Source organism: Streptomyces sp. H27-C3 (assembly GCF_030063415.1).
Taxonomy (GTDB): Bacteria; Actinomycetota; Actinomycetes; order Streptomycetales; family Streptomycetaceae; genus Streptomyces.
In genome coordinates this window covers 1-18,564 of the sequence record NZ_JASITA010000029.1, presented here as the reverse complement: position 1 = coordinate 18,564, position 18,564 = coordinate 1, and the positions used below count along the sequence as shown (strand labels likewise).

The 18,564-nt window shown below is 72.1% G+C and carries 14 protein-coding genes and 1 pseudogene; 8 read left to right on the top strand and 7 right to left on the bottom strand.

The window, feature by feature from the left end:
• Positions 1-32: 32 nt before the first annotated feature.
• Positions 33-2,309, bottom strand: a complete 2,277-nt coding sequence (locus QMK30_RS25835; RefSeq protein ID WP_283520714.1) for a heavy metal translocating P-type ATPase — start codon at positions 2,307-2,309, stop codon at positions 33-35.
• Between the two features lie 187 nt (positions 2,310-2,496).
• On the opposite strand from QMK30_RS25835, the gene QMK30_RS25830 reads away from it, so the two are divergent.
• Both QMK30_RS25830 and QMK30_RS25825 read left to right on the top strand, forming a co-directional pair.
• Positions 2,497-3,474 carry a DUF8832 domain-containing protein gene (locus QMK30_RS25830; RefSeq protein ID WP_283520713.1) on the top strand — a complete coding sequence of 326 codons (978 nt, stop codon included), beginning with the start codon at positions 2,497-2,499 and terminating at the stop codon, positions 3,472-3,474.
• A gap of 107 nt (positions 3,475-3,581) precedes the next feature.
• Positions 3,582-4,277 (top strand): copper homeostasis protein CutC, encoded by a 696-nt coding sequence (locus tag QMK30_RS25825; RefSeq protein ID WP_283520712.1) that lies wholly within the window; start codon positions 3,582-3,584, stop codon positions 4,275-4,277.
• Positions 4,278-4,511: 234 nt separating this feature from the next.
• Here QMK30_RS25825 and QMK30_RS25820 read toward each other — a convergent pair whose 3' ends face one another.
• Entirely contained in the window at positions 4,512-6,620 is a 2,109-nt protein-coding gene (locus QMK30_RS25820; protein ID WP_502963228.1) for a HelD family protein, read from the bottom strand.
• Positions 6,621-6,931: 311 nt separating this feature from the next.
• On the opposite strand from QMK30_RS25820, the gene QMK30_RS25815 reads away from it, so the two are divergent.
• Both QMK30_RS25815 and QMK30_RS25810 read left to right on the top strand, forming a co-directional pair.
• The gene (locus tag QMK30_RS25815) at positions 6,932-7,132 is read left to right on the top strand and encodes a hypothetical protein (RefSeq protein ID WP_283520711.1); all 201 of its coding nucleotides are present in this window, start codon (positions 6,932-6,934) and stop codon (positions 7,130-7,132) included.
• Between the two features lie 114 nt (positions 7,133-7,246).
• The gene (locus QMK30_RS25810; protein WP_283520780.1) at positions 7,247-8,458 is read left to right on the top strand and encodes a glycosyltransferase 87 family protein; all 1,212 of its coding nucleotides are present in this window, start codon (positions 7,247-7,249) and stop codon (positions 8,456-8,458) included.
• Positions 8,459-8,500: 42 nt separating this feature from the next.
• Here the strand turns inward: QMK30_RS25810 and QMK30_RS25805 are convergent, their stop codons facing one another.
• A complete protein-coding gene (locus QMK30_RS25805) occupies positions 8,501-10,153 on the bottom strand; it encodes a DNA repair helicase XPB (RefSeq protein ID WP_283520710.1) in 1,653 nt (550 codons plus the stop codon).
• A gap of 150 nt (positions 10,154-10,303) precedes the next feature.
• On the opposite strand from QMK30_RS25805, the gene QMK30_RS25800 reads away from it, so the two are divergent.
• On the top strand, positions 10,304-10,969 hold the full coding sequence (locus tag QMK30_RS25800; protein WP_283520709.1) for a VanZ family protein: 666 nt from the start codon (positions 10,304-10,306) through the stop codon (positions 10,967-10,969).
• A gap of 225 nt (positions 10,970-11,194) precedes the next feature.
• Here QMK30_RS25800 and QMK30_RS25795 read toward each other — a convergent pair whose 3' ends face one another.
• On the bottom strand, positions 11,195-13,882 hold the full coding sequence (locus QMK30_RS25795) for a helicase-associated domain-containing protein (RefSeq protein ID WP_283520708.1): 2,688 nt from the start codon (positions 13,880-13,882) through the stop codon (positions 11,195-11,197).
• Positions 13,883-14,085: 203 nt separating this feature from the next.
• Between QMK30_RS25795 and QMK30_RS25790 the strand changes: the two genes are divergently transcribed.
• Positions 14,086-15,111, top strand: coding sequence for a hypothetical protein (locus QMK30_RS25790; RefSeq protein WP_283520707.1), 1,026 nt, complete (start codon positions 14,086-14,088; stop codon positions 15,109-15,111).
• Positions 15,112-15,189: 78 nt separating this feature from the next.
• Here the strand turns inward: QMK30_RS25790 and QMK30_RS25785 are convergent.
• Positions 15,190-15,396: pseudogene (locus QMK30_RS25785) on the bottom strand (iron-siderophore ABC transporter substrate-binding protein); the annotation flags it as partial.
• A gap of 205 nt (positions 15,397-15,601) precedes the next feature.
• Here QMK30_RS25785 and QMK30_RS25780 point away from each other — a divergent pair.
• Complete coding sequence (locus QMK30_RS25780; protein ID WP_283520706.1) at positions 15,602-16,243, top strand: HAD family hydrolase; 642 nt, start codon at positions 15,602-15,604, stop codon at positions 16,241-16,243.
• A gap of 19 nt (positions 16,244-16,262) precedes the next feature.
• On the opposite strand, the gene QMK30_RS25775 is transcribed toward QMK30_RS25780, so the two are convergent.
• Positions 16,263-16,511 (bottom strand): hypothetical protein, encoded by a 249-nt coding sequence (locus QMK30_RS25775; protein WP_283520705.1) that lies wholly within the window; start codon positions 16,509-16,511, stop codon positions 16,263-16,265.
• 174 nt (positions 16,512-16,685) lie between these two features.
• Between QMK30_RS25775 and QMK30_RS25770 the strand changes: the two genes are divergently transcribed.
• Positions 16,686-17,069 (top strand): cold-shock protein, encoded by a 384-nt coding sequence (locus QMK30_RS25770; protein ID WP_283520704.1) that lies wholly within the window; start codon positions 16,686-16,688, stop codon positions 17,067-17,069.
• A 41-nt stretch (positions 17,070-17,110) separates the two neighbouring features.
• Here QMK30_RS25770 and QMK30_RS25765 read toward each other — a convergent pair whose 3' ends face one another.
• The gene (locus tag QMK30_RS25765) at positions 17,111-18,229 is read right to left on the bottom strand and encodes a methyltransferase domain-containing protein (RefSeq protein WP_283520703.1); all 1,119 of its coding nucleotides are present in this window, start codon (positions 18,227-18,229) and stop codon (positions 17,111-17,113) included.
• Positions 18,230-18,564 lie beyond the last annotated feature (335 nt).

Here is an 18,564-nt window from a genome sequence, read left to right as displayed (position 1 = left end):
CTCCGTCTCCTCCGTCTGCTCTGCCGGTCGGTTCAGCTCTTCGCGGCCTTGAAGCCGCGCAGCCGCAGGGAGTTGCCGACGACGAAGACCGAGGAGAACGCCATGGCCGCTCCGGCGATCATCGGGTTGAGCAGGCCGGCCGCCGCGAGCGGCAGGGCGCCCACGTTGTAGGCGAAGGCCCAGAAGAGGTTCGACTTGATCGTGCCGAGGGTCTTGCGGGACAGCCGGATGGCGTCCGCGGCAGCGAGCAGGTCGCCCCGTACGAGCGTGAGGTCGCCCGCCTCGATCGCGGCGTCCGTGCCGGTGCCCATGGCCAGGCCCAGGTCGGCCTGGGCGAGCGCGGCGGCGTCGTTGACGCCGTCGCCCACCATGGCGACGCTGCGGCCCTCGGCCTGGAGCTTCTTGACCACGTCGACCTTGTCCTCCGGCATGACCTCCGCGAAGACCTGGTCGATGCCGACCTCCTTGGCCACCGACTCGGCGACGGCCTTGTTGTCGCCGGTCAGCAGGATCGGGGTCAGGCCCAGCGCGCGCAGCCTGCGGATCGCCTCGGCGCTGGTCTCCTTGACCGCGTCCGCGACCTCCAGGACCGCCCTGGCCTCACCGTCCCAGGCCACCGCGATCGCGGTACGTCCCTGGGCCTCCGCCGCCGCCTTGGCCCGTTCCAGCTCCACGGGCAGGCTCATCGCCCACTCGGTGAGCAGCCGGTCCCGGCCGACCAGGACGGCGTGGCCCTCCACGATGCCCTGCACGCCCAGGCCCGGGATGTTCGCGAAGTCCTCGGGGGTGGGCAGGGTGCCGAGCTTCTCGGCGGCGCCCGCCGCGACGGCCTGGGCGATCGGGTGCTCGGACGCGTGCTCCAACGCCCCAGCCAGGCGCAGCACTTCGGTCTTGTCGGTGGTGTCGGTGGTGTGCACGGCGAGCAGTGTCATCTTGCCGGTGGTGACGGTGCCGGTCTTGTCGAGGACGATCGTGTCGACCTTGCGGGTGGTCTCCAGGACCTCCGGGCCCTTGATGAGGATGCCGAGCTGGGCGCCGCGGCCGGTGCCGACCATGAGCGCGGTCGGAGTGGCCAGGCCCAGCGCGCAGGGGCAGGCGATGATCAGGACGGCCACGGCCGCGGTGAAGGCGGCGGTCAGGCCCGAGCCGTTGCCGAGCCAGAAGCCGAGCGTGCCGAGTGCGAGCGCGATGACCACGGGGACGAAGACGGCGGAGATCTTGTCGGCGAGGCGCTGGGCCGCGGCCTTGCCGTTCTGCGCGTCCTCGACGAGCTTGGCCATCCTGGCGAGCTGGGTGTCCGCGCCGACCCGGGTGGCCTCGACGACCAGTCGGCCGCCGGCGTTCAGGGTGGCGCCGGTGACGGAGTCGCCGGGCCCGACCTCGACCGGGACGGACTCGCCGGTGAGCATGGCGGCGTCGACGGCGGAGGTGCCTTCGACGACCGAGCCGTCCGTGGCGATCTTCTCGCCGGGGCGTACGACGAAGTGGTCGCCGACGGCCAGGTCCGCGGTGGGGATGGTCTCCTCACGGCCGCCGCGCAGGACAGTGACGCTCTTGGCGCCGAGTTCCAGCAGGGCCTTGAGCGCCGCGCCCGCCTTCCTCTTGGAGCGGGCCTCGAAGTAGCGCCCGGCGAGGATGAACGCGGTGACGCCCGCCGCCGCCTCCAGGTAGATGTTCCCGGCGCCGTCGGAGCGTCCGATGGTCAGCTCGAAGGGGTGTGTCATGCCGGGCGTGCCGGCCGTGCCGAAGAACAGCGCCCACAGCGACCACAGGAACGCCGCCGACGTGCCGACCGAGATCAGGGTGTCCATCGTCGCCGCGCCGTGCTTGGCGTTGGTCCAGGCGGCGCGGTGGAAGGGCCAGGCGGCGTACGTGACGACCGGGGCGGTCAGGGTCAGGGACAGCCACTGCCAGTACTCGATCTGGAGGGCCGGGACCATCGCCATCGCGATGACGGGGACGGCGAGGACGGTGGCGGTGATCAGCCGCTGGCGCAGCGGCCGCAGCGCGGCGGCGTCCGCGGCCTCCGCGTCGCCCTCCGCCTCCGGTGAGGCGCTGCCCGCAGTGCGGGGCGGGGCGGGCTCCTTCGCGCTGTAGCCGGTGGCCTCGACGGTGGCGATCAGGTCCGCCACGGAGATGTCCTCGCCCCGGTAGCTGACCTTGGCCTTCTCGGTGGAGTAGTTGACGGTGGCCTCGACGCCGTCGATGCGGTTGAGCTTCTTCTCGATCCGGGCGGCGCAGGAGGCGCAGGTCATGCCGCCGATGGCGAGTTCGACCTCGGCTCCTGCGCCGGTCGTCGTGGTGGTCACGTCTGCTCCTCGGGTTGCAGTCGATTAATACCCCTAGGGGGTATTCTCGATGGGTCCATATATACCCCCCCTCCCTATCCGGCGCAAGTGTCGGAACGGACTTGACGCGATACCCTGGGGGGGTATCTTTCAGAGTGTACGAGAGGCCCATCGCCCAGAGGCTCATCGCCCACCCGAGGAGACCGTCATGAACACCGGAGTGAAGATCGCCGCCTTCGCCACCGCGCTCGCCGCCACGTTCGGCACCGCGTACGGAGTGGGCCAAGGGATCGGCCCCGTGGTCGCGAAGGAGCGGCCTGCGGCGGAGCACGGCGAGCACGAGGGGTCGAAGCCGGGGGAGGGGGCTGCGGAGAAGGCGGACGCGGCCGCCCCCGAGACCCCGGGCGGCCTCCAGGTCGCCGAGGGCGGTTACGCGCTGGCCCTCGAAACCCCGCGCATTGAGGCCGGTGACCGTACCGAACTGCGCTTCTCCATCAAGGACAAGAGCGGCCGCAACGTCACGGCGTACCAGCGCGAGCACGGCAAGGAGCTGCACTTCATCGTCGCCTCGCGCGACCTCACCGTCTACCGCCACCTGCACCCGACGCGCGCCGCAGACGGCACCTGGAGCACGCCCGCCGAACTGCCTGCCGCCGGCGGCTACCGGGTCTTCGCCGACTTCAAGCCCGCGAAGCAGGGCGCCGAGGGGGTGACGCTCGGTGCCGACCTGGCCGTGGGAGGCGACTCCGAGCCCGCCGGGCTGCCTCCGGTGAAGGCCACCGCCGAGGTGGACGGTTACGAGGTCACCCTCGCGGGCGGGCTGCGCCCCGGTGCGGCACGGGAGCTCAAGCTGTCCGTGGCCAAGGACGGCAAGGCCGTCACCGACCTCCAGCCCTACCTGGGTGCGTACGGGCACCTGGTCGCCCTGCGCTCCGGTGACCTCGCGTACCTGCACGTCCACCCGAACGGCGAGCCGGGCGACGGTGTCACCAAGGCGGGCCCCGAGGTGTCCTTCACGGCGACGGCGCCGAGCTCCGGTGCGTACCGGCTCTTCCTCGACTTCCAGCACGAGGGCAAGGTGCGGACTGCGGCCTTCACGGTGAATGCGGGTGGCGCGGCCGAGCCGGGCAAGGCGAATGAGACGGACAAGGCGGAGAAGGGTGAGAGTGGCGACCACGCCCACTGACCCGACGCGCCGTCTGTGCTCTGATGCGCAGGTGGGGGTGCGCCCCGTACGCTGGCTATTGGACTAGACCTGTAGAGGTCTTCTTGGAGAGTCAAGGATGGGGTCACATGATCAACCGTGCAGTCCTGGAAGTGATCGCTCTCGACGCGCGGGACGCGGTCGCGGCCCAGTCCGGAGGGGCTGACCGCCTGGAGCTGATCACCGACATGGCGGCGGACGGCCTGACCCCGTCCCGCGAGACCTTCGGGCGGATCCGGGCGGCCGTGGACATCCGGCTACGGGTGATGCTGCGGCTCGCCGACGGGTTCGCCGCGGGGGACGTGGACGCGCTGGTGGAGGCCGCGCGCGGTATGCGGGCAGAGGGGGCGGACGAGTTCGTCCTCGGGTTCCTGGACCCGGACGGCAGCCCCGACCTGGTCGCCGTCGAGCGGGTCGTCGCGGAGATCGAAGGATGCCCGTGGACGTTCCACCGGGCGATCGACCGCGCAGCCGACCGCGACGCGGCCCGCAAACAGCTCGCGGAGCTGCCCGGCCTCGACACCTACCTGACCGCGGGCTCGGCGGATGGCGTCGACGCGGGACTGCCGACGCTGCGCGCCGAGGCGGCGGCGTCGTCGCGGGGCGCGCCTGGTTACGCGCCGCGGATCCTGGTCGGCGGCGGGCTGCGGCTCGAACATGTGCCGGAGCTACGGGCGGCGGGAATCACGGCGTTCCACATCGGCGGCGCGGCCCGGCCGGGCGGCTGGTCGGAGCCGGTGGGCGCGGCGGCGGTCCGGGAGTGGCGGGAGCGGCTCGACGCGTAACGCGGGGCGCCTCCGGCGGGGGGTGCGGGAGTGGCGGGGCTCGCGGGCGGGAGTGCCGGGTCGTGGGTGCGTGCGGCGGGACCTGGGTGCGGGTGTGCCGGGTCGCGGGTGCGGGGACAGGCCAGGCGCTCCGGGTCGTCCGGTACGGAGACCTGGAGAGGAGAGGGGCGCGTTCCGGTAGCACTCGGGCAGGGTGCCGTCCGGCGTACCCGGCGTACCAATCCCGCCCCGGGGCTACGAGCCCAGCGCCCCCGGCAGTGGCCGCGTGTGCAGGATTGTCAGGCCCGATACCGCTCGGGTCAGGGACACGTACAGCCGGCGCAGGCCCGTTCGTTCGTCGGGCTCCGCCGCGACCACCGCGGCCGGCTCGTCCAGGACCACGTAGTCGTACTCCAGGCCCTTGGCCAGCGACGCCGGGACCAGGGTCAGGCGGGCGTCCGCCGTTGTCTCCTCTCCCGGGGAGAGGTACGCGTGGCCCGCCGCCGTCAGCGCCGCCGCCAGGCCCGGGATGCGGGAGTCGGCCGCGATGAGGCCGATCGAGCCCTCGTGGCGCAGTGAGTCCTCGCAGGCAGCCACGACCGCCAGGGGCAGTTTCTCCGCGTCGTCGACCGGGACGACCGCCAGTGAGCCGGGGCTCTCCCGTACCGACGAGACCGGGGCCAGGCCCGGCGAGATCGCCGGGAGGAGCAGCGACGCGTACGCGATGACGTCGCGCGGTACGCGGAAACCGGCCGTCAGCTCCTCGATCACCGCATCCGCCTTGCCCAGGTGCCGCAGCGCCTCGGGCCAGCTCGCCGTGGCCCACGGCGTCGTGCCCTGCGCCAGGTCGCCGAGGACCGTCGCCGAGCCCGTCGTGCAGCGCCGCCCCACCGCCCGGTACTGCATGGGCGAGAGGTCCTGCGCCTCGTCGAGCACGACATGGCCCAGCGAGGGCGTACGGGAGACCAGGTCCGACGCCTCATCGATGAGCACCGTGTCCGCCGCCGACCACTTAGCCGACTTCACACTCCGCACCGGCTTCGCCCAGCGGATCGTCTCCTGCTCCTGGGGCGAGAGAACGCCTTTCGCCTGTTCCGCCAGGAAATCCGTGTCGGACAGCAGACGCAGGACCAGCTTCGCCGGATCCACCGCCGGCCAGACCGCCTTGACGGCCGCCTTCACCGCCGGGTCGCGGGCCACCGCGTCCTGCACCCGGTCGTCCGGCGCCTCGCCCGACTCTTCCATGCGCACCAGCACCGCGTGCGCGATGCGCTGCGGCAGTGCGTCGTGCGCCGCTCCGTACCGGATGTCCCGGTCCAGCAACTCCCGTACGGTCTCTTCGAGTTCGTGCGCCGGGATCCGCCAGCGCCGCGACCCGCGCACCACCATGACCGGCTCGGTGGGCATCGTGACGTGCGAACGGACCGCCCGCCGCAGCACCTCCGCCATCCGCGCGTCGCCCTTGATGATCGCCGCGTCGGCCTCGTCGGTGCCCCGCACCTCCACCTGCGCGACGCGTGCCACGAGGTCGTCGACGGTCGCCTGTTTCACCTCCAGCTCACCGAGCGCGGGCAGCACCTGCTCGATGTAGTGCAGGAACGACTTGTTCGGCCCGATGACGAGCGTGCCGGTCCGGGCGAGCCGCTCGCGGTGCGCGTAGAGGAGGTACGCGACACGGTGCAGGCCCACCGCCGTCTTCCCGGTGCCGGGGCCGCCCTGCACACAGACCGTGCCGCCGAGCCCGGACCGTACGATCTCGTCCTGCTCGGGCTGGATCGTCGCGACGATGTCCCGCATCGGGCCGACGCGCGGCCGCTCGATCTCCGCCTGGAGCAGCTTGCTGGTGCGCGTGGCCTCGGTGGGATCGGACAGATGCTCGTCCTCGTACGCCGTGAGCTCACCGCCGGTGTAACCGAAGCGGCGGCGCAGCCCGACGTCGAGCGGGTCCTTCTTCGAAGCCCGGTAGAAGGGCTGCGAGACGGGCGCGCGCCAGTCGATGACCATCGGGTCGCCGTCGGCGTCGTGCACATGCCGACGGCCGATGTAGAAGCGCTCGCCCTCCGCGCCCTCGGCTTGGTCCGAGCCGACCACGTGCAGATAGTCGAGGCGGCCGAAGAACAGTGGGGTGTGCGAGAGGTCGGCGAGGGCCCTGATGCGCTCCTCGATCTGCGCGCCGAGAACGGCGGCGTTCACCCAGTTCGCGGTGACGTCACGGATGTCGAGGGACTTGACGTCCTCGCGCATGGCCCGCAGCGCGCTCCGCGATGACGTGAGGTGGGCGCGCTCGCGAGCGAGGGGGTCGACGGCGTCCAGTGGCTCGCGGGCGTCGAGGGCAGAGCTGGGGTCGGATTCGTGCGCGGGCACGGTGTTGCCTCCGGTGGTACGCAGGCCTGCGGGCCGCGGCCCGAGTGGCGCGGGGGCGCGGTGGTCCGGTCGGCGGTGGGTCACGGCATGGCTGCCGCCCGGTTTCCGTCCGGGCGGTGGCGCTCCACGAAGGGAGGCGGCAGACCGAGGATTGTAGTCGCGGGGCTGCGGGCGGGCGAACGATTAATCCAGGAGGAGCGGCCCGGAGACGGGTCTCAGGGTAGGCGTACGACCCCAGGGGGAGCCGGGGTGTGCGTGAGTTCCGACTGCGGAGCGATGTGGTCCGCCGACCCGAAAACCATGATGGAGACATGAGTACAGCGACGTTCACCCCAGGTCCCTCGGTCCGCCGCAGCCGCCCCCTCACGGGCGCGACCGCCCTCGGCGCGACCGGCCGCCACCCTCACCCGATCGGCACCGCCCTGCGCGCCGTCAAGGTCTTCGCGAGCGCCGCGTTCAGCGTGGCCGTGCTCGGGGAGTACGCGGAGGAGGCAGGCGTGAAGCGCCACTGAGGCATACGCCGACACGCACGCCCGACGCGTGCGGTACCGGCCGTCCGACCATCTGGTTTGCCGGGACCCCCTCGCTGATCCACTAGGGTCGCGGCCGTGGAAGACAGCAGCGTGATGTCCCCCCGTTCGACGGCCGTCTCGGGCATTGCGCTCGTCGTGTCGCTGGTCGCGCTGACGGCGCTCTGCCTGGTGCAGCACATCCCCATGGCCGACACGCTCGTGTACCGGGCGGAAGGCGCAGCCGTCGCGAACGGCACCGATCTGTACGGCTTCACGGTCACCGAGTGGCAACTGCCCGCCACCTACCCGCCGTTCGCCGCGATCCTCTTCGTACCGACGACCTGGCTGCCGCTCGGCGCCCTCAAGGTCGTCTTCGCCGTGGGCAACGCCGCGCTCCTCGCGCTGCTGGTTCATCTCTCCTGCCGGTTCGCCCGGCTCCCGGCCCGGCCCGCGCTCGTTCTCGCGGGCACCGCCGTGGGTCTGTGGCTCGAACCCGTCTTCCAGACCATCCTTTTCGGGCAGATCAACCTCGTCCTCGTCTGCCTCGTCCTGTGGGACCTCTCCCGTACGGACGACGCCATCGGCAAGGGTTTCGGCCTCGGCATCGCGGCGGGCGTCAAGCTCACCCCCGCGATCTTCATCGTCTATCTGCTGCTCACCGGGCGGGTACGGGCCGGGCTCACCGCGCTCGCCTCGTTCATCGGCACGGTGCTGCTCGGGGCGCTCGTACTGCCGACGGCCAGCATCGACTTCTGGACCCGGCGGATCTTCGAGACGGGGCGGGTCGGCAAGGCGTGGATCGTCGACAATCAGTCGCTCCAGGGCCTGCTCGCGCGCGTGCTGCACACCGAGGAGCCCGGCGCCGTATGGCTGGCCGCCGCGGTGCTCACCGGCGTCGCCGGGCTCTGGATCGCGCGCCGCGCGGCGGTCGGGGCGGGGTGCGAGACCTGGGGCGTGCTGGCCACCGCGGCGACGGCGCTGCTCGTCTCGCCGATCAGCTGGTCGCACCACTGGGTGTGGTGCGTGCCGCTGATCGCCGTGCTGATCGCGGAGGGCCGGGGCCGGATCGCCGCGGCGGTGGCAGCGGTGTTCCTGGGGCGCAGCCTGTGGCTGGTGCCGCACCAGGGGGAGCTCGATCTGCGGCTGGCGTGGTGGCAGCAGGTGCCGGCCTCGCCGTACGCGCTGGTGGCGTGCGCGCTGCTGGCGTACGCGGCCTGGCGGCTGCGGACCGGTCGGGCAGTGCCGGCCGCGGACCTGCCGTCCCCGCGCACCGCGCCGAAGGCGGCCCCGCTGAGCCGTACGCCGGGCACGGGCAGAAACGACTGACCGGCCCCGCGCCGGGCTCCGGCGGAGGCGGGCCGCGGGGGGTTATTTGCCGCCGTCCGCCATCAGTTCGTCCGCGTCCACGATGCGGTACGCGTAGCCCTGCTCGGCCAGGAAGCGCTGGCGGTGGGCCGCGAAGTCCTGGTCGATGGTGTCGCGCGCGACCACCGAGTAGAAGCGCGCCTCGTGCCCGTCCGCCTTCGGCCGCAGCACCCGGCCGAGGCGCTGCGCCTCCTCCTGCCGGGAGCCGAACGTGCCCGACACCTGGATGGCGACCGTCGCCTCCGGCAGGTCGATCGAGAAGTTCGCGACCTTCGACACCACGAGCACACTGATCTCGCCCTGCCGGAACGCCTCGAAGAGCTTCTCGCGCTGCGCGTTGGACGTCTCGCCCTTGATGACCGGGGCGTCCAGATGCTCACCCAGCTCGTCGAGCTGGTCGATGTACTGGCCGATGACCAGCGTCTGCTCGCCCGCGTGCTTGGCGACCAGCGCCTCCGTCACCTTCCGCTTCGTCGCGGTCGTCGCGCAGAAGCGGTACTTCTCCTCGGGCTCGGCCGTCGCGTACGCGAGCCGCTCGCTCTCCGTCAGATTGACGCGGACCTCGACGCAGTCGGCGGGCGCGATGTAGCCCTGCGCCTCGATCTCCTTCCACGGCGCGTCGAACCGCTTCGGCCCGATGAGCGAGAAGACGTCCGACTCGCGGCCGTCCTCACGCACGAGCGTCGCGGTCAGGCCGAGCCGGCGGCGCGCCTGGAGGTCCGCGGTGAACTTGAAGACGGGCGCGGGCAGCAGGTGCACCTCGTCGTAGATGATCAGGCCCCAGTCGCGCGAGTCGAAGAGCTCCAGGTGCGCGTAGACGCCCTTGCGCTTCGTCGTGAGGACCTGGTACGTCGCGATGGTCACCGGGCGGATCTCCTTGCGCGTACCGCTGTACTCGCCGATCTCCTCCTCGGTCAGCGACGTCCGCTTGACCAGCTCGTGCTTCCACTGGCGGGCCGAGACGGTGTTGGTGACCAGGATCAGGGTGGTGGCCTTGGCGACCGCCATGGCGCCCGCGCCCACCAGCGTCTTGCCCGCGCCGCAGGGCAGCACGACCACACCGGAGCCGCCGTGCCAGAAGCCCTCGACGGCCTGCTGCTGGTACGGGCGCAGGGCCCAGCCGTTCTCCGCCAGCGCGATGTCGTGGGCCTCCCCGTCGACGTAACCCGCGAGGTCCTCGGCGGGCCAGCCCAGCTTGAGCAGCGTCTGCTTGATCTGGCCGCGCTCGGAGGGGTGGACGACGACCGTGTCCCCGTCGATCCGGGTCCCGACCAGCGGCTGGACCTTCTTCGAGCGGAGGATCTCCTCCAGCACGGGGCGGTCGGTGGAGGTCAGGACGAGGCCGTGGACGGGGTGCTTGGAGAGGGTGAGGCGGCCGTAGCGGGACATGGTCTCGGCGATGTCGACGAGGAGCGCGTGCGGGACGGGGTAGCGGGAGTACTCGACGAGCGCGTCGATGACCTGCTCGGCGTCGTGGCCCGCGGCGCGTGCGTTCCACAGGCCGAGCGGGGTAAGCCGGTAGGTGTGGATGTGCTCGGGCGCGCGCTCCAGCTCGGCGAAGGGCGCGATGGCCCGGCGGCAGGCGCCGGACTGCTCGTGCTCGACTTCCAGCAGGAGGGTCTTGTCGCTCTGGACGATGAGGGGTCCTGAATTCACGCGCGCCTCGGCCCTTTCTGCGGTGGTTCGGCCTGAGCGGCCAAACGTCCAGTGTGCCGTACTGCGTGCGATGCGGGTCGCGCGTGCGTTCCGCATACGTCTTGGGGTGCCCACCGAGTGACCATGCCGGGGCGGGGTACGGGGGAGGTCATGACATCCGAAGCCGGTACTCGTGCCACGTGGGGTCAGGCCATGCTGCGGGCGCTCGCCGTGGCATTGGCATTTATTGGTCTGGTTCTTTTCTCGGCGGCCCTGGCGCGGCTGACGCTCGTCCCGTCGCACGCCTCCGAAAGCCTTGTCACCACCAACTTGCGTCCTGGTGCGTCATTGCGGCAGTACGCGGAGGACTACACGTTCCTCGCGGCCTGCAAGCAGATCGGCGGCAACATCGTCCTCGGCATGCCCTTCGGCATGCTGCTCCCGGTCCTGGTGCCGCGCTCACTGCGGCTGATCCGGGTGGTCGCCTTCACCGTCGTGGTGATGATCCTTGTGGAGCTGGCGCAGGGCGCGATCGTGTCGGGCCGCGCCTTCGACGTCGACGACGTGATCCTGAACACGACGGGCGCGTTGATCGGTTATGTGCTGCTCGGGCGGCGGCTGGGGCGGATCGCTCGGGCGCGGCGGGGCGAGACGAAGCCGGGCGAGAAGAAGCCCGGGGAGAAGAGGCCCGGGGAGAAGCCGAGGACGAGTAAGCCTGGTACGAGGAAGCCGTGGGCGAAGAAGCCTGGCACGAAGAAGTCGTGGGCGAGGAAGCCCGGTACGAGGAAGCCGTGGGCGAGGAAGCCCGGGGCGAAGGTGCGGGCGGACAAGGCTTAGCCGCTGCGCGGGGCTTGTTCCCCTACCCACCCCATTCCCGGCTGTGACACTTCGCGGCTGCCGCCGGGTGGGGGGGCAAGCCCCGGACCCCGGACGGCCAGCAGGCGTGTCCTCAAACGCCGGACGGGCTGAAAGATTCCTTTCAGCCCGTCCGGCGTTTGAGGACTTCGGGAAGAGGCGGGGAGGGGAACAGCCCGCTGCGGGCGCCCCCACCCCCGGCCCGATCTACGGCACGTCCACCAGCTCCGCCACACCCGTGATCCGGTGCAGCGGATACGTGCGGACCTCGTCCGCCGTGTGGTCGTACGCCGTCACGAACCCGCCCTCGACCCGCACCGGAGCGATGACCCGCTGACTCGCCGCCCCGTCCGCGTTGACGTACCCGATCCACACCGCGGACCCGGTGAGCGCCGCCGCCTGGACGGTGGCCAGGGTCTCCGCGGATGTGGTGCGGGGCAGGACGCCGCCGCCCGTGGCCGTGCCGATGTCGGGGCTGCCCGTGCCCGCTGCCGCCGCCACCGCCGGGCTGACCTTGCGTACCGCCGTCGACGCCATGTCCCCGGCCCGGATCGCCCGCAGTGCCGCGCTCAGCAGGGTGTCGTCGGGGGTCGGCGGGCCCTCGGGGACGGGCACGGGCGCCGTGCGCGGCGGGGTGCGGTACGCGTCGGCGCGGGTGATCATCACGTCGCCGGACACGGACTCCGCGGCGGGCGCGAAGCCCATCGCGCGCAGACCGTCGAGAAGCGTCACCGGGTCGGTCTGCGCGGCCAGTACGGTGGGAGCGAGGCGGCGCAGCCCCAGCGGCTGCGACCGCTTGTCGGCGAGGATCTCGCCGAGCATCGCGTCGTCGTCGCAGCGCACATACGCACAGGCCGAACCGACCCGCAGATGCCCGTGCTTCCTCGCCACGTCGTCGATGAGGTAGCTGAGCGGCTGCGGCACCGGCGTGCGGCTGTGGTCGGTCAGGAAGGTGTGCAGGTCGGACGCGGTCAGCCCGGCGTCGAGCGCACGGCGTACGGACGCGGGCGTGAACCGGTAGACGGTCGCCCCGCCCTTCGACTCGACGTCCGCGAGCACCCCGAGCGTCTCGGCCAGCGGCCGCTGGAGGGGGCCGGGCGCGACGGCGGTGAGGTCGGCCTGCAGGAGTACGTGGTCCAGCGGCATGGGGATGAGCGGCGCGAGGAGGTCCGCGGCGCGTACGGCCGCCGCGGCGCTCTCGGCCGCGGAGATCTGCGCGGGTGTCCGCGCGGCGGCGCCCGCCTGGCCGAGCGCCTGCCCGGCGGACTGGGCGGGGGGCTGCCCCGGGGGGCGGCCGGTGGACTGGGCGGGGGCGCGACCGGCGGGCCGCACCGCACCCGGCGTCGCGGCACCCCGCGCGCCGTCCGTCGCCGTGGCGTGTCCCAGCAGCGCACGGCCGTGGCCGGACAACGCGCCGCGGCCGGTGAAGCCAATGAGCTCGGCCTCGTTGAGGGTCCACAGGGCCATCCGGGAGCGCAGGTCGCCGCTGGTGTTCGCGGATACGCCCCCCTGGGCCGACTGCGCGTTCGCCGCCCGCAGCGGACGCTCCCAGCGCAGCCGGGCCAGCACCGTTTCCGGGGCGGGCGCGGCTGCCTCCGGGAGCGAGGCGAGCAGGTCGAGGACGCGGCGGCGCACCTCGGGGGCCGCCGAACGGTCCAGCTCGGGGCCGAGCGCGGCGAGCGCGCGGCCCTTCGCGTCCTGGCCGCCGATCAGGCCCGCGGTGCGGGTCGCGTACAGCCAGGCGGAGGCGATGCGGGTCCAGCGGTCCTGCGGGGGGAGGCCGAGCCACTCGTCGTACGCGGGGGTCGCCGCGTACCGCTCGTCGGCCTCGCCGTCGGGGGCCAGCAGGCCCGCCGCGTAGGCGAGTTCGACCCAGAAGGCCGCCATCGGCTCCGGCATGGACAGCGCGGCGGCGGTCCGCTTGAGGTCGCGGACGCTCAGGCCGCCGGAGCGCATGACGGCGGGGCCGCCCTCGTTCCAGTCCTTGAGAAGGTCCTCGATGGTCGACAGCGCGGCGTACGCCTGACCGGCGGCCGTGCCGTCCACCACCTGTGGACGGTATTCGGCGGCGGCCACCACGGCGGGCGGCGCGGGCTCGGCCGAGCGGTGCGCGCGCCCGCCCCGCATGTGCAGCGCGGCCTCACGCGGCAGGACCACCGTGCGGGGGCTGGTGGGCAGCAGCAGACCCCGGTCGCGCAGCCACCGTACGGGCGGCGTCGGGTCGGAGGTGACCTCGCCGTACGGCGGGCCCCAGACCAGCCGCTCCAGCACCATCAGGGCCTCGGGCGGTGCCGTGTCGAGCAGCGCCGACATCCGGTCGCGGTCGGTGAACAGCGAGGTCAGGGCGCTGATGGCGGACACCGGGTCATGGGTGGTGGGCAGCCCGGCGGCGGCCATGATCTCCTGCAGCCGGGTCGGCGACATGCCCGTCCCCGCGGTCGCCTCGGCCACGGTCGGGCCCAGACCGGTGGGGGACGGGTGCGTCGGTGACGGCGCGAGGAGTTCGCGGGCGGTACGCACCAGTCGCAGCCGGTCGTTCGCCCCCCACAGCAGCGCCTGTTCACGCAGCGTGGCCACCGCGACCGGAACCGCGTCGGCGATCCGGGGGTCGCCCTCGTCGCCGGTCATGAGGTCGCGGAGCGTCTCGTACGGGGCGGGGTCCGGGGACACGGCGAGCGCCTCCGCGGTCTGCAGCGTGAACCGGTCGAGCCGCTCCAGCGCACGCACGACGGAGGCGCGGGTGGCGGCCCGGGTGGCGAGCTGGCTCAGGTCGTTCGGTACCGGCGACAGCAGGTCCGGGCGGGCGCGCAGCAGCGCGGTGAGGGACGCGTCGGAGCGGGGGCGCAGGGCTTCCGCGAGAGTGCGGGGTGCCGATACGGGTGCGGAAGTGGGCATGGGCGTGGCAGTACCTTGCGTAGTGCTGGTCGCGCCGGCGCCGGACTTCGGGGCCTCCGCGCGGCTGCGTGGTGGCGTAGTGCCTGTTCCTTCGGACACGTGCGCCTCCCGGTTGCGCTCGCTGGTCCCCATCCGCCCCACGTTAGCCGGTGTGGCGCTACGGTCGGTGCAGGGCAGATGGAGGGTGAGGGGACGGACCGCCGGTGGGGATCGAGAGCGATCAGCTCGTCTACGACTTTCTGAGCCGGGTCGGCGACCTGGCCCAGCGACATCAGCTGCCCTCGGGGACACGGATGCGGTTGGTGGCGACCCTGCGTGACCAGATTGACCACCAGCGCTCGAAGCATGGCACGGACAGCCCCGCCACGGTGCGGCGGATCATCGGCAGAATGGGATCCCCCGGCGAGCTCGTACAGGCGGCGGCGTCCGGGACCCTGCCCGGACCTGCGACGAAGCCGGTCGCGCTGCCGGAGCAGCGGGACAAGGAGTCGGGCCGGGCGGGGCGTGTTGGACGGACCCGCCGAATCCCCCGACCGCGTGGCACGGCGGACACCGACGTGCCCGTGGAGTCGGCCCCGTCGACCGCCGCGTCGCCGCCGCATCTCGCCGGCACCGACGAGCTCGGCCCGCAGGGCAGCGAGCCCGACTGGTGGCGGGTCGAACCGGGCCCGTTCGGAGCGGGCATCTCGGTGCCCGGCTTCGTGGGCGGCGTGGAGATCCCCGAAATACTCAAGCCCCCGCCCGATGAGAACGATGAGAACGACGAGAACGCGGACGGCGACTCCGAGAACGAGTACGGGGACGACGTAACGGGCGCGGACGACGTCCCGCGCCGCAGGCGTCCGAGGTTCCGGCGCCGCGGGGCCGTTGTCGTCACCGAGGCCGAGGTGCTGCGCCCGCGCGCGAACGTCCTGCTCCTGACGGCCGCCGCCCTGCTCGTCGTCGGCGCCGCCATCGGCAACCTGGTCGTGCTCGGCGCCGGCTGGCTGCTCGCGTACGCCTCGCGCGGGGTCAGCCGCGCCGAGGCGAAGTGGATCGTGCTGGGCCTGCCGGGCCTGGTCGCCGCGGGCGGTGTGCTCTGGCTGTGGGGCCGGTTCGACGGGCGGTGGGGCGAGCCGATCGCGAAGGACGCGATGGGCGCGGCGCTTTCGGAGACGTGGCCGGTGATCCTGCGGGCCGCGGCGGTCGCCTCCGCGCTGTACCTCGTGTGGCGGGCGCGGAGGCGGTGACCGGCCAACCGGTGTGGTGGAGGCGGTGACCGGGGGCCGGGCGCGGCGGGTGCGGGGGCGGTAGCCCGGAGGACGGACCTACTTCGTCAGGTCGGCCTGGAGCTCGTCGAGGATCTCGCCGGCCGCGGTGTATCCGATGCCCTGGATCCACAGCTGGTCGTCGACGCCGAAGACCTCGCCGGCCTTCACCGCGGGCATGTTCTTCCAGAGACCGCCGCTCAGCGTCTGCGTCTCCTTGGACTTCTTCGGGTCGCCGTACGTCGAGTGGAAGATGACATCGGCGTCGTCGATAGTCCGCGCCCCGACCGCGAGGCTCAGCAGGACCGAGAGCAGCAGCGCCACCACGGCCACGGTCGTCCAACCGATGCGACGGGTCACCAGAGCGCGTCTGGGGTGGCTGGCGGCTTGCATCTGACCCAATCCGAAGGGTGGTAAGGCTTGGCTAAGTGTACGGGTGGGGCCGGTCAGCCGGGTCGGCACAATGGCTCCCATGGCTCCCATGGTTCCCGCGACAGAGCTTCCACTGACGGTCGGATTCGACCTCGACATGACACTGATCGACTCCCGGCCCGGCATCAGGGCCGCCTACCTGGCACTGTCCGCGGAGACGGGGGTGCACATCGACGCGGATCTCGCCGTCACCCGGCTCGGGCCGCCGCTGGAGCAGGAGATGGCGCACTGGTTCCCCGACGAGCAGATCCAGGCGATGGTCGACCGCTACCGGGAGATCTACCCGGCGTACGCGATCGAGCCGACCCTCGCCATGGCGGGCGCGAAGGAGGCGGTCGCGGCGGTACGGGCCGCGGGCGGCCGGGCGATCGTGGTGACGGCGAAGCACGAGCCGAACGCCAAGCTCCACCTGGAGCACCTGGGTATCGAGCCGGACGCGGTCGTCGGCTGGCTGTGGGCGGAGGCCAAGGCGGAGGCGCTGCGCGAGCACGGCGCGTCGGTGTACGTCGGCGACCACACCGGGGATGTGCGCGGGGCACACGCGGCGGACGCCCTGGCCGTGGCCGTGCCGACCGGGCCCTGCACGGCGGACGAACTGCGTGAGGCGGGCGCGGACGTGGTCCTGGCGGACCTCGTCGCGTTCCCGGACTGGCTGCTCGGCCACCGCACGGCGCGGACCTGACGGCGGTTTACGGCACGGCTTACCGCACGGCGCGAGCCTGCCGGCGCTGCACGGCGATCGATTGCAGCACTCCGGCGGCGGCGATCACAAAGCCGAGGCCCATCAGCATGCACACGGCGTATGCCACGGGCGGGAACGGGCCGGTACCGAGGAACAGTGGGGCCACCGTGACCAGTGTGGCCAGTGCGCCGACGAAGAAAACGATCGCACCGACCCGAACCAGCCGGTCGCCTGAGTCGGCCTTGGCCGCCTGGGTTTCATTACTCACTCCGTCAGGGTAGTTCCCTGCCCGGAGGAACAATCCGGCGACGTCTTGTCACCAGCCTCTGGACCATTAGCCTTGGTGGGAGCGGGTCTTGCGACCCGCTGTACTGCTATCCAGAGCCGTTTTCCCGTTTCCCGGTTCGGCCGGGACCCGACGAGTACGAGGACGAGGACAGACGTGCCCAGCGGCAAGGTCAAGTGGTTCAACTCGGAGAAGGGCTTCGGCTTCCTCTCCCGCGACGACGGCGGCGACGTCTTCGTTCACTCCTCGGTGCTCCCTGCCGGAGTCGACGCCCTGAAGCCCGGCCAGCGCGTCGAATTCGGCGTCGTGGCGGGCCAGCGCGGTGACCAGGCGCTGTCCGTCACCATCCTCGACCCGACCCCGTCGGTCGCCGCGGCGCAGCGGCGCAAGCCGGACGAGCTGGCGTCGATCGTGCAGGACCTGACGACGCTCCTGGAGAACATCACGCCGATGCTGGAGCGCGGCCGCTACCCGGACAAGGCGGCGGGCAAACAGATCGCGGGCCTCCTGCGAGCGGTGGCGGACCAACTGGACGTGTGACGCCTGGGGCTTCCCGCGCCGGCCCGGCCCGGCGCGGGAAGTCAGCGGTAGATGCCGTCCCTCAAGGGGGACACGACCGCCTCCGGCCGGTGCATCCAGGTGTGCTGTCCCCCGGGTGTGACGGTGAGGCCGAAGCTCCCGGCGTCGGGTCTGCCGATGGCGACGTACTCGCGGTGTACGACCTCGATCTCCGTCCACAGGTCGCGCGGACCGTACTGCCAGACGTCTTCGCCCGTCGCGGTGGAGGTCGCAGACCCGTCCTCGCCACGTGCCCACACGTGGACGGTGCCGTCGGTCCGGGTGTGCTGCATCCAGACACCCGGAAGGCGGGCCCCCGCGTACAGGGCGAAGCCCAGAGACAGCAGCTCCTCGGGGTCCAGGCCGGCGCTCCGGGAGCGAGCTGTGGAGGAGTCGACCTCTACGGTTGCCGCCGCCCGCTGAGAGCGCATCGGCATGTACGAGGCCCCGCCCTGAAAGTGCCCCCATGCCCGTCCGTCCGCCTGGACGGTGAGCTGGACCAAGGCGCCGCTCCAGAAGTCGCGGTACAGCGGAGCCACGATGGTGCCGCCGGGCCGGACCTGCTCCACGAACGCGTACGGCACACGCCGGAGCGAGCAGGTGGAGATGAGCCGGTCGAAGGGTGCCTTGTCCGGCCAACCCTCCTCTCCGTCACCGAGCCGGAGGTTCGGCACGCACCCGATCGCGCGCAGGTGCTCGGCCGCCATGGCAGCCATGAGCGGGTCGATCTCGACGCTGTGGACGTTGCGATCCCCGAGGCGCTCGGCCAGCAGAGCTGCCACGTGCCCTGATGCCGTGCCGATCTCCAGAACCCGGTCATCATGCTCGACCTGGAGAAGGCCGAGCATCTTGGCGACCATGGACGGCATCGAGTTGGACGAGGTGGCCACGCCCGGCCCGTCCTCCTTCCCGTCGTCCACCTGAATGACCACTGGCTCGTCGCTACTGACGAGGTCACACCAGTCGTCGTCCGTCTCGACGGGCTCGCACCGTTCCGGGCCCTGCCGCCAGATCTCGCGCGGGACGAAGCGGTGACGCGGCAGCTTCTCCCACACCTGCCGCCAGGGCGGGGGCAGGAGGCCGCGCTCGTCCAGTGACCGAATGAGGGCGGCGTGACCTTCCTGTGCGCGCGGAGGGATCACTTCTTCGGCCCCGACCCGTCAGGACTCGGCTCCGAGGGGCTCGGGGGAGTCCACGGCTTGTCGGAGGGCTGACCGCTGTGCTTTCCGCTGTCGGTCATGGGGAATCTCCTTCTCTGGTGCGGTTAACGACCTCCCCCGCGATAGGGAGTGGATCAGCGAGCGGAGTCGCAGGACGCCGGGAGCCCGCTCCGTATCGCGGGGGAGGTCGTTAGGGCTCGCAGAGATTCAACATGCGTGTTTGATGTTGTCCGGGGGTTCGGTGCCGTAGGCATCGAGGTAGGCGGCCACGTCTGCGGGGGTGGTGAATCGTGCTGTGGAGCGAGGGACGGTGCATT